Consider the following 11,156-nt stretch of genomic DNA (forward strand, 5'->3'; position numbering starts at 1 on the left):
TGTAACGCCGCAAGGGGTCTCACCCCTGCCGCAGCGCCTCCAACTGGTCCAGGAACCACCGCTGCGGAGGCAGCGCGGTCGCCGCCTCCGCCAGCCGCTTCGTGCGGCCCGACCGCTCGTCCCCGCTCATCGTCAGCGCCTCGTGCAGCGCCTCCGCCGTGCCCGTCACGTCGTACGGGTTCACCACGATCGCGTCCTCGCCCAGCTCCTCGTACGCCCCCGCCTCCCGCGACAGCACCAGCGCGCAGCCGTGGTCCGAGACGACGGGGACCTCCTTGGCGACCAGGTTCATGCCGTCGCGGATCGGGTTGACCAGGGCCACGTCCGCCAGCCGGTACGCGGCCAGCGAGCGGGCGAAATCGTCCTTGACGTGGAGGACGACCGGCGTCCAACTCTCCGTGCCGTACTCGCCGTTGATCTCCGTCGCCAGCGACTGGACCGCCGCCGTGTAGTCCCGGTAGACGGCGAGGTCCTGGCGGGAGGGGTAGGCGAAGGCGATGTGGACGACGCGCTCGCGCCACTCGGGCCGGGTCTCCAGCAGCGTGCGGTACGCGTGCAGGCCGCGCACGATGTTCTTGGACAGCTCGGTGCGGTCCACCCGCACGATCGTCTTCCTGTTCTCGCCCACCTGCTCGCGCAGCGCCGCCATCCGCTCGTCCACGTCCGCCTCGTGCGAGCGGCGGCGCAGGAAGTCCGCGTCGGCCCCCAGCCCGTGCACCCCGATCCTGGTCCGGCCCGTGCCGCCGAGGATCTCCGTACAGCAGCCGATGAAGGCGTCCGCCCAGCGGCGGGTCAGGAACGCGGCGCGGTCCGCGCCGAGGATGCCGCGCAGCAGTTGCTCGGCGATGTCGTCGGGCAGCAGCCGGAAGTAGTCCACCGGGGCCCACGGGGTGTGCGAGAAGTGGCCGATCCTCAGGTCCGGGCGCAGTTCGCGGAGCATGCCGGGGACCAGGGCCAGGTGGTAGTCCTGGACGAGGACCGCCGCGTCCGGCCCCGCCTCCTGGGCCAGCGCCTCGGCGAAGGCCCGGTTGTACGTCTCGTAAGCCGCCCACTGCCGCCGGAACTCCGTGTCGAAGACCGGCTCGACGGGGGTCTGGTAGAGCAGGTGGTGGACGAACCACAGCACCGAGTTCGCGATGCCGTTGTACGCGTCGGCGTGCACCTCGGCGTCGATGTCCAGCATCCGGACACCCGGCTCGCCGACCCCGCGGCGCACCGCCTCGCGGTCCCCGTCGCCGAGGGCCGCGCAGACCCACAGCTTGTCGTCGACGGCGCTCAGCCCGGAGACGAGACCGCCGCCGCCGCGCTTGGCGTCGAGCGTCCCGTCCTCGCCGAGCGTGTACGTGATCGGGCCGCGGTTGGACGCGACGAGGACCTGGGCGTTCGAGGAAGACGTTTGCTCGGAGACCATGTAGCGGAACCTAGCCCGTTCGGGAAGCCGTCAAACGCCTCGCAGGGGCACGCGTCCCGCTCGCAGAGGCATGCGTCCCGCCGCCCCACGCCGTGGGCCCGTCCCGGACGGCCGCCGCTCGCCCGCTCACGCCGCGTGGCGCTCCGCGTACTCCGCGATCTCCCGCATCGGCGGCCGTTCCTCCGTGTCCACCGCATGGGTGCGCGGCACGAAGCCGTCCTCGCCGCGCTCGAACTGGGTCAGCGCAGGCCGCACCAGATGGCCCCGGGAGAGCCGCAGCTGCGCCGTGCGGTAGATGGCCGCCGCCATCCGGCCCAGCGCCTGACCGTCCTGGTGGCGGTGGCGCCGCACCCCCACATCCACCTGGCCCAGCGCGTCCAGGCCCACGGTGTGCAGCGCGTCCACGAGCAGCCCCAGTTCCACTCCGTAACCGACCGGGAACGGCAGCCGCTCCAGCAGGGACCGGCGCACCGCGTACTCGCCGCCCAGCGGCTGCACGAAACCGGCCAGCTGCGGCCAGTGCAGATTGAGCAGCGGGCGTGCCACCAGTTCAGTGACCCGGCCGCCCTGGCCTGCGCTGTCGCCGAGCGGGCGGTCGTACATCGCCTTGACGAACTGGATGGCGGGATCGGTGAGCAGCGGGCCGACCGTCCCCGAGACGAAGTCCGCCGAGAAGTCCTTGAGGTCGGCGTCCACGAAGCAGACGATCTCGCCGCTGGTCACCAGGAGTGAGCGCCACAGCACCTCGCCCTTGCCGGGCAGGGCCGGGATCCTGGGCAGGATCGCGTCCCGGTGGACGACGCGCGCGCCCGCCGCCCGGGCCACGGCCGCGGTGGCGTCGGTGGAGCCGGAGTCGATCACCACGAGTTCGTCGACGAGCCGGACCTTCTCCATCAGCTCGCGGCGGATCACCGCCACGATCGCGCCGACCGTGGCCTCCTCGTTCAGCGCGGGCAGGACCACGCTCACGGACGTACGGCGCGGGTCGGCGGCCCGGGCGTCGGTGAGCTGGTGCAGCGGGCGGTCGCCGGACGACCAGGAACGCCTGGTCAGCCAGCGTTCCACCTCTTCGAGCACGGTCGGCACTCCCTGTGTGTGATCCATCTCGCGGTTCGGACGACTATCTCAACGGTCCGGTGCTTCGGTTACAGTCTTGAACAACGCGGATGACCGTCGCATGTCGGGGTCGGACCGCACATAAACGCCTGGATCGAAGATCCAGCGCCATAGAGCTCATCCAGAGGGACTGAGGGAACGGCCCGTTGAAGTCCCGGCAACCCTCCTGCCGACCGCGAGGTCACGGTGGGGAAGGTGCCAATTCCGTCTTGCGGCGAAATGCGTCGCGAGGAAGATGAGGAGAAAGGGCCTCCGCCATCATGGCTGTTCAGACCGTCGCAGGTAATGCCACCACCGCCTCCCCGGACCTCGGTCCCGCCGCGGCGCTTTCCTGCCGCGAGTGCGGCGAGCGTTTCGAGCTCGGCCCCCTTTTCGCCTGTGCGTCCTGTTTCGGGCCGCTGGAAGTGGCCTACGACCTGCCCACCGGCTCGCCCGAGGAGCTGCGCAAGCGCATCGAGGCCGGTCCGGACAACATCTGGCGCTACGCCCCGCTGCTGCCCGTCCCCGCCGACGTCGCGGACAAGCCCAACCTGAACCCCGGCTTCACCAAGCTGGTCAAGGCCGACAACCTCGCCCGTGAGCTGGGCGTCACCGGCGGCCTGTACGTGAAGGACGACTCCGGCAACCCGACGCACTCCTTCAAGGACCGCGTCGTCGCGATCGCCGTCGAGGCCGCCCGTGCCTTCGGTTTCACCACCCTCTCCTGCTCCTCCACGGGCAACCTGGCCGGAGCCGTCGGCGCCGCCGCCGCCCGTGCCGGACTGCGCTCCTGCGTGTTCATCCCGCACGACCTGGAGCAGGGCAAGGTCGTCATGGCCGCGGTGTACGGCGGTGAACTGGTCGGCATCGAGGGCAATTACGACGACGTCAACCGCTTCTGCTCCGAGCTCATCGGCGACCCGCTCGGCGAGGGCTGGGGCTTCGTCAACGTCAACCTCCGCCCGTACTACGGCGAGGGCTCCAAGACGCTGGCGTACGAGATCTGCGAGCAGCTCGGCTGGCGGCTGCCCGACCAGATCGTCATCCCGATCGCGTCCGGCTCGCAGCTCACGAAGATCGACAAGGGGCTCCAGGAGCTGATCAAGCTCGGCCTGGTCGAGGACAAGCCGTACAAGATCTTCGGCGCCCAGGCCGAGGGCTGCTCCCCGGTCTCCACCGCCTTCAAGGCCGGTCACGACGTCGTACGCCCCCAGAAGCCGAACACCATCGCCAAGTCGCTGGCCATCGGCAACCCGGCCGACGGCCCCTACGTCCTCGACATCGCCCGGCGCACCGGCGGCGCTGTGGAGGACGTCACCGACGAGCAGGTCGTCGACGCGATCAAGCTGCTGGCCCGCACCGAGGGCATCTTCGGCGAGACGGCGGGCGGCGTGACGCTCGGCGTGACGAAGAAGCTCATCGAGGCCGGTGTCATCGACCCGACGCTCACCACCGTCGTCGTCAACACCGGTGACGGCCTCAAGACGCTCGACGCGGTCTCCGCCACCTCGCAGGCCACGGCCACCATCAAGCCGAGCCTGGACGCGTTCCGCGCCGCGGGCCTCGGCACCGCCTGACGACCACCCCGTAACGAAGGAAGAAGGGCACCACCATGAGCGTCAAGGTCCGCATCCCCACCATCCTCCGTACGTACACGGGCGGCCAGGCCGAGGTACCGGCGGAGGGCACGAAGCTCTCGGAGGTCATCGAGTCCCTGGAGAAGGACCACCCGGGCATCGCCGCCCGCGTCCTGGACGACCAGGGCAAGCTGCGCCGCTTCGTGAACGTGTACGTCAACGACGACGACGTGCGCTTCGAGGGCGGCCTCGACGCGGCTACCCCGGACGGCGCCGGCGTCTCGATCATCCCCGCGGTGGCCGGCGGCTGCTGAACCGCCCCGGGCCGCTCCCGGCGAGCCCCACCGCACCTCTGTGTGACCACGGTTGCCCCCTCCGCGAGAGAAGCGGAGGGGGCAATTCTGCATGGTTGAGCGCGGTACAGTTGGGGAAGCCCCATCCGCTGCCCGTGCCGCCCGCATATGAGAATGCGCCCGGCCCCGATAAGAAGCAGCCAAAGTGCGTGAACCTCTTGTGGCATAAGTGCCCTTTGCCTGGCCCGACTTGCCCGTAAATCTCAGCAAGCGCGCATATTCGCCTGTTCCTCTGTGCCCAGAATTCTCGTCCGATTGACCTGTTGCAGAGGGCAGTTGGGCGGATACATTCGGCCGCGGTCGACGCGCAGCGGCGCAGCGCACCCTCTCCTGTCGGAGGGTGAGTTCCGACCCGGGCCCGCGAAGTGCGGTCCCGTGCAAGGGCCAGTAATAGGGGAGTTGGGCATGGCTCAGGGCACCGTCAAGTGGTTCAACGCGGAGAAGGGGTACGGCTTCATCGCGGTCGACGGTGGTGCGGATGTTTTCGTCCACTACAGCGCGATCCAGATGGACGGGTACCGCACCCTCGAAGAGGGTCAGCGAGTTGAATTCGAGATCTCGCAGGGCCAGAAGGGGCCCCAGGCCGACATGGTCAAGCTCGCCGTCGGCTGAGCTCGGCGCGGTCGTCCGACGACACCACTCACGCACGTAGGGCCCGACCCCGGGATCAGGGGATCGGGCCCTACGCGCGTCCGGGAGCCGACCGCGCTCCACGCCCTCGACCGCATGGCGGGCACCGGCCGAAGGCGCTTGCACTCTCGGGGGTCGAGTGCTAATCATTGGCGTTAGCACTCTCCAGGTGAGAGTGACAGAACTTGGATCGGGCCGGTGAGGCCCGCAGGTGCGATGGGGCAAGGAACCATCACACGCGCAGGCCGTCCGTCGCGGGCGCCTCCCGGTCCGGAGAAATCCACCCCTGTCCGGGAGGACCACTTCACATGGCCAAGATCATCGCGTTCGACGAGGAGGCACGGCGCGGTCTCGAGCGCGGGATGAACCAGCTCGCCGACGCCGTCAAGGTCACCCTCGGCCCCAAGGGCCGTAACGTCGTCCTCGAGAAGAAGTGGGGCGCGCCCACGATCACCAACGATGGTGTTTCCATCGCCAAGGAGATCGAGCTCGAGGACCCGTACGAGAAGATCGGTGCGGAGCTGGTCAAGGAGGTCGCCAAGAAGACGGACGACGTCGCCGGCGACGGTACGACCACCGCCACCGTTCTCGCCCAGGCGCTCGTCCGCGAGGGTCTGCGCAACGTCGCCGCGGGCGCCAACCCGATGGCCCTCAAGCGCGGTATCGAGAAGGCCGTCGAGGCCGTCTCCGCCGCTCTGCTGGAGCAGGCCAAGGACGTGGAGACCAAGGAGCAGATCGCTTCGACCGCCTCCATCTCCGCCGCCGACACCGAGATCGGCGCCAAGATCGCCGAGGCGATGGACAAGGTCGGCAAGGAAGGCGTCATCACCGTCGAGGAGTCCCAGACCTTCGGTCTGGAGCTGGAGCTCACCGAGGGTATGCGCTTCGACAAGGGCTACATCTCGGCGTACTTCGCCACCGACATGGAGCGTATGGAGGCGTCGCTCGACGACCCGTACATCCTGATCGTCAACTCGAAGATCGGCAGCGTCAAGGACCTGATCCCGCTGCTGGAGAAGGTCATGCAGTCGGGCAAGCCCCTGCTGATCATCGCTGAGGACGTCGAGGGCGAGGCGCTCTCCACCCTGGTCGTCAACAAGATCAAGGGCACGTTCAAGTCCGTCGCCGTCAAGGCCCCGGGCTTCGGCGACCGCCGCAAGGCCATGCTCGCGGACATCGCCATCCTCACCGGCGGCACCGTGATCTCCGAGGAGGTCGGTCTCAAGCTGGAGAACGCCGGCCTGGACCTGCTCGGCCGCGCCCGCAAGGTCGTCATCACCAAGGACGAGACGACGATCGTCGACGGCGCCGGTGACAGCGACCAGGTTCAGGGTCGCGTCAACCAGATCCGTGCCGAGATCGAGAACTCCGACTCGGACTACGACCGCGAGAAGCTCCAGGAGCGCCTCGCGAAGCTGGCCGGCGGCGTGGCCGTCATCAAGGCCGGCGCCGCCACCGAGGTGGAGCTCAAGGAGCGCAAGCACCGCATCGAGGACGCGGTGCGCAACGCCAAGGCCGCCGTCGAGGAGGGCATCGTCGCCGGTGGTGGCGTGGCTCTGCTCCAGGCCTCGGCCGTCTTCGAGAAGCTCGACCTCACGGGCGACGAGGCGACCGGCGCCAACGCCGTGAAGCTCGCGCTGGAGGCCCCGCTCAAGCAGATCGCCGTCAACGGTGGTCTCGAGGGTGGCGTCGTCGTGGAGAAGGTCCGCAACCTGCCGATCGGTCACGGCCTCAACGCCGCGACCGGCGAGTACGTCGACATGATCGCCGAGGGCATTCTCGACCCGGCGAAGGTCACGCGCTCCGCCCTGCAGAACGCCGCGTCCATCGCCGCGCTGTTCCTCACCACCGAGGCCGTCATCGCCGACAAGCCCGAGAAGGCCGGCGCGGCCGCTCCGGGCGGCATGCCGGGCGGTGACATGGACTTCTGATCAGCCACGGAGGCCCCGGCCTCCCACCTGATCGAAGTCCGGCGTACGTCCCGCAGGGGCGGTATCTCCTTCACGGAGGTGCCGCCCCTGTGGCGTGTCCGGGTTCCTTGGGACAATGGCGTGAGGGGACGGTCGTACGGACACGGGGGACGGTACGGGCATGAGCGTGAGCGCTACGGGGAGAACGGGCGGCCGAGGGCGGCTCACGGGGGTCGCGCTCGTCGTGGGCGGCCCCCTGCTGTTCGCGCTGGGGCTGTTCGCCGTGGTGACCGGGACCGGCCTCTCCGGCGCCCTCGGCATGCGGGTGGAGACCTTCGGCCGAATCGAATGCCACGACGTCCGGACCGAGAAGGGCCAGACCGTCCGGCACTGCTCCGGCGAGAGCGCCGCCCAGCAGCGCGCCAACGCGGCCGAGCGCGACCGGGCGGCCCGGGAGGCGCTGCGCGCCCACGTGGACGGCGTGCCCCGGTCGGAACCGATCGAGCGCACACGGATCGTCTTCGCCGACCACGACGGCCGGACCGACCCCGCGACGATCACCGCGACGCAGGTGTTCGACGGCGGACGCTGGTACGCCCACTCCTCGACGCTCGTCGGGTACGCCATGATCCCGCTGCTTCTGGGCGCGGGAACGGCGGCCTGGGGCGGCTACCGGCTGCGCCGGAGGTAGGGGCGGGGCGGCTCCCGGCCGCGTGAGCGGTGGCGGCCGGGCGGCTGCGCGGGTTTCGCGTGGCCGAATGACTACTTGCCGTGGCCACTCCCGTACGGCAGCACGTTTCGGTGCGACTGTGCCGAGGGCGGTGGCGCGCTCCCGATCCCTGGGGTAGAGCGGCCGTAGAGCCGCTCAGGGGCCCGCTCACGGCTGGTTCTGCGGTTCCTGGTACGGCCGTTCCCTCTCTTGCCAGCTCACTGCCCGGTCCGGCGACCGGAAGCAGTCAATGGTCCAGTCCACCGAGGCTCCTCGGTGGGGGTGGTGTGCGACTGCACAGGGTGGCCGGCCGGTCGATCGGGCCCGGGCGGACGCGTCCCGAACGCGCCCGCCCCGGACCTCGACGCTCGCGCTATCCAGCCAACTTCGCACGGTAAGTCGGAATCATGCGTACCGGTTCAACGGCCGGACATGATGGCTCTGGTGTTCGCATGGCGAACACCAGTCACACGAATAACTCCAGTTATGCAGAAGCCAGTTGCGCATAACGGTCGTCAACCGCACAGAAGGGAAGGTGTCATGAAGCAGCAGAAGCAGCAGAAGAAGGCTTACGTGAAGCCGTCGATGTTCCAGCAGGGCGACTTCTCGAAGAAGACCGCCGGCTACTTCGTCGGCTCGTACAAGGAGTACTGGACCCGGCGCATCATCTGATCCGCCGATCCGATTCCTGTGCACCGCATGAGAACTTCCGAAAGGTGAAGATGCCCGGCCAGTTGCGTGACTACTTCGTCGTCCTGCCGGACAGCGCGGCGGGAGCGGCAGCGGCCGGGCAGCTTCCCGTACCGGAAGCGGCTGCCGGCCGGTCCTCCGCGCCGGACGCCACCGGGCCCGCCCGGGAGGTGGGTGACACCCTGACCGTCGCCCATCCCTCGGGCCGGCCCTGGGTCGTCGCCCGCCCGCTGGTCCGCAGGGTCAGCCGGCTCGCCCGGGGCGAGGACGCCCTCGTCCTCATCGGCCCGGACCGCGTCCCCGACGCCGTGCTCGCCGGGATCCTGGAGGGCGCCCGCGACCGGACCGGCCTGGAGCGCCGCCTCGCCCGGCTGCCCGGCCTCTACCACGTGGTCGCCCGGCTGTCCGGGGAGAGCTGGATCCGGGGCACCGCCACCGGACTCCGCCGCATCTACCACGCCCGGCACCCGGCGGCCGGAACCATCGCCTCCGACCGCCCCGCCGTCCTGGCCCGCCTGATCGGCGCACCCCTCGACGAGAGCGCGCTGGCGCTCCGGCTGCTGGACTTCCTGCCGCACCCCCTGAGCCGCCGCGCCGTGTGGCGGGGCGTCCACGAGACCGGTGCCGGGTACGGACTGGCCCTGCCCGTCGCAGCACCGGGCACGGCCGCCGTCCCCGGCCCCACGGAGCACCGCTGGTGGGAGCCGCCGCCCGGCGAACTCCCCCTGGCGGAAGGGGCCCGTAAGGTCGGAGACGCCATAGCGGCCTCCGTACGGGCCCATGTCGGCGGCCTGGACCGGATCAGCTGCGAGCTCTCCGGCGGCCTGGACTCCACCGTCCTCGCCTTCGCCGCCCGGGAGACCGGTCCCGCGTCGCTGTCCCTGCTGACGGTGGCGGCCCGGGACCGCTACAGCGAGGACGAGAGCTGGGCGCGCAGAGCGGTCGAGGAGGCACGGAACACGGCCGCGACGACCGCCCCCGCCCCGGACCACCACGTCATCCCCGCCGACGACGCCCCCTACTTCTACGCCGATCTCGCCTCCACCGCCGCCGAGTTGAACGACGAACCGCTCCCCGTCGCCCCCGGCCGGGCCCGTGCGGAACTGCTCCTCGGCCGCGCCCGCGCCACCGGCTCCCGCTACCACCTCACCGGCTACGGCGGCGACGAGATCTTCCTCGGCCTGCCCCACGCCTACCAGGACCTCTTCCACGGCAACCCGTTCACCGCCTGGAGCCACCTCGGCGGCCTGCGCCACCAGCTCGGCTGGCCGCTCCTGCCCACGGTGAAGGCGTTGCTGGACCGTTCGACGTTCCCCCGCTGGATCGCCGGGGCGGTCACCGCAGCACCCCAGCCCGTCGCCCGGACCCCGCTGCTCTCCTGGGGCGTACGGCAGTCCCTGCACCCCTGGCTCACCGAGCACGCGAACACCCTGATCGCCGAGGAGTTCCGGGCCGCCGCCGAGCACGCCGAGCCGATCGACCCGTGGCGGGGGCGGCACGTCGACATCGACGGTGTACGGATGGGAGCAAGGCACTTCCAGGCGATGGAGGACATCGGGATGACGCTCGGGCTGCCGGTCGCCGCGCCCTTCTACGACGACCGGGTCCTGGAGGCGACCCTCGCCGTACGCCTCCCGGATCGCATCAGCCCCTGGCGCTACAAGCCGCTGCTCGTCGAGGCGATGCGCGGGGTGGTGCCCGACGCGCTGCTGGCCCGGACGACGAAGGACCACATGTCCTCCGACGAACACCAGGGCCTGCGCGAACACGCCCCGGAGCTGGCCGAGTTGTGGACCGGGTCCCGCCTCGCCGAACACGGCCTGGTCGACGCCCGCCACCTGCTCCGACTGGCCGCCGACCCCTTCTCTCCGGTCCTGGTCGAACACTCCATCAGCTCCACGGTGGCCGGGGAGACCTGGCTCCGCACGGCCGAGAACGCCTGGCCCACAGCCCAGCCGACCCTCACGACCACCCCCAGCGAGGCATCCCTGTGAAGCTCAGAAAAGGCATCGCCGTCACGACCACCGAGTACGGCGGCGTCCTCCTCGACGAGAAGAGCGGCAGCTACTGGCAGTTGAACGACACCAGCGTCATCGTCGTCGAGACCCTCGCGGCCGGCCGCGCCCCCGAGGCCGCCGTCGACCGGATCGTCGCCGAGTTCGACGTCGAGCGGGCCGAGGCCGAGTCGGACGTCGCGGAGCTGACCCGCCGGCTCGTCGAGGCGAAGATCCTGCGCCCATGACCACCGAGATGACGATGCCGCGCCGGGGCGCGGGAGCGGGCGGGGTACGGCTGCGGGCCGCCATCGCCGCCGCGTTCGTCCTGGCCCGGCTCAAGCCCGGTCGGCTGCGCAGGGTGCTGGCCCGGTGCTCGCGGGGCGCGCGCCCGGCCTCGTACGCCGAGACGCTGGAGGTACTGGAGGCGGTCGTCGCCACCAGCCGCCGCTGCGCGAGCCGTTACGGCTGCCTGCCCCGCTCGGTGGCCGTCGCCCTGGCGTGCCGGATGTCCGGTGCCTGGCCCGACTGGTGCGCGGGGGTGTGGGCGACCCCGCCGTTCTCGCCGCACGCCTGGGTGCTGGCGGAAGGGCGTACGGTCGGGGAGCAGGCAGAGGCCGCCGATCTGCGTCCTTTGATGGTGGTGACGGTACGCGAGGGGGTTCGGGGTGAGCGCGGTGGCGGGGACGGCGGCGGGGCCGGGACAGACAGGCCAGGGCCCGGGCAGACCGCCTGAGAGCACGGACCCGCGCGGCTCGGCGACACCCCCGGCCCCGGCCCCCCCTTC

General features: G+C 70.7%; 11 protein-coding genes and 1 riboswitch. Of the genes, 9 read left to right on the forward strand and 2 right to left on the reverse strand.

The genetic code is table 11. The features are described 5' to 3' along the window. Nucleotides 1–19: 19 nt before the first annotated feature. Both D3105_RS03615 and D3105_RS03620 read right to left on the reverse strand, forming a co-directional pair. Entirely contained in the window at nt 20–1,411 is a 1,392-nt protein-coding gene (locus tag D3105_RS03615) for an alpha,alpha-trehalose-phosphate synthase (UDP-forming) (RefSeq protein WP_118899912.1), read from the reverse strand. Nucleotides 1,412–1,537: 126 nt separating this feature from the next. Continuing rightward, complete coding sequence (locus tag D3105_RS03620) at nt 1,538–2,488, reverse strand: glucosyl-3-phosphoglycerate synthase (protein WP_118899936.1); 951 nt, start codon at nt 2,486–2,488, stop codon at nt 1,538–1,540. Nucleotides 2,489–2,641: 153 nt separating this feature from the next. Next, a riboswitch (SAM riboswitch) is annotated at nt 2,642–2,769 on the forward strand. An 18-nt stretch (nt 2,770–2,787) separates the two neighbouring features. On the opposite strand from D3105_RS03620, the gene thrC reads away from it, so the two are divergent. The 9 genes from thrC to D3105_RS03665 all read left to right on the forward strand — a co-directional run bounded on the left by thrC (nt 2,788) and on the right by D3105_RS03665 (nt 11,105). Beyond that, on the forward strand, nt 2,788–4,083 hold the full coding sequence (thrC, locus tag D3105_RS03625; protein ID WP_118899914.1) for a threonine synthase: 1,296 nt from the start codon (nt 2,788–2,790) through the stop codon (nt 4,081–4,083). Between the two features lie 35 nt (nt 4,084–4,118). Further along, nucleotides 4,119–4,397: a MoaD/ThiS family protein gene (locus D3105_RS03630; RefSeq protein ID WP_006126483.1), complete on the forward strand. Its 279-nt coding sequence runs from the start codon at nt 4,119–4,121 to the stop codon at nt 4,395–4,397. Between the two features lie 444 nt (nt 4,398–4,841). Then, a complete protein-coding gene (locus tag D3105_RS03635; protein WP_003967346.1) occupies nt 4,842–5,048 on the forward strand; it encodes a cold-shock protein in 207 nt (68 codons plus the stop codon). A 326-nt stretch (nt 5,049–5,374) separates the two neighbouring features. After that, nucleotides 5,375–6,997, forward strand: a complete 1,623-nt coding sequence (gene groL, locus D3105_RS03640; protein WP_003967345.1) for a chaperonin GroEL — start codon at nt 5,375–5,377, stop codon at nt 6,995–6,997. A 160-nt stretch (nt 6,998–7,157) separates the two neighbouring features. Further along, entirely contained in the window at nt 7,158–7,667 is a 510-nt protein-coding gene (locus D3105_RS03645; RefSeq protein ID WP_240646788.1) for a hypothetical protein, read from the forward strand. 558 nt (nt 7,668–8,225) lie between these two features. Continuing rightward, nucleotides 8,226–8,357 carry a keywimysin-related RiPP gene (locus tag D3105_RS03650; protein WP_104011572.1) on the forward strand — a complete coding sequence of 44 codons (132 nt, stop codon included), beginning with the start codon at nt 8,226–8,228 and terminating at the stop codon, nt 8,355–8,357. A gap of 50 nt (nt 8,358–8,407) precedes the next feature. After that, nucleotides 8,408–10,369 carry an asparagine synthase-related protein gene (locus tag D3105_RS03655; RefSeq protein ID WP_118899938.1) on the forward strand — a complete coding sequence of 654 codons (1,962 nt, stop codon included), beginning with the start codon at nt 8,408–8,410 and terminating at the stop codon, nt 10,367–10,369. Further along, nucleotides 10,366–10,617 carry a lasso peptide biosynthesis PqqD family chaperone gene (locus D3105_RS03660; RefSeq protein WP_010056003.1) on the forward strand — a complete coding sequence of 84 codons (252 nt, stop codon included), beginning with the start codon at nt 10,366–10,368 and terminating at the stop codon, nt 10,615–10,617. Before D3105_RS03655 ends, D3105_RS03660 begins: the two co-directional genes overlap by 4 nt. Beyond that, nucleotides 10,614–11,105, forward strand: coding sequence for a lasso peptide biosynthesis B2 protein (locus D3105_RS03665; protein WP_118899918.1), 492 nt, complete (start codon nt 10,614–10,616; stop codon nt 11,103–11,105). Before D3105_RS03660 ends, D3105_RS03665 begins: the two co-directional genes overlap by 4 nt. Nucleotides 11,106–11,156 lie beyond the last annotated feature (51 nt).

Origin of the sequence: Streptomyces globisporus, from assembly GCF_003501885.1 — a bacterium.
GTDB classification, from domain to species: Bacteria; Actinomycetota; Actinomycetes; order Streptomycetales; family Streptomycetaceae; genus Streptomyces; species Streptomyces globisporus_D.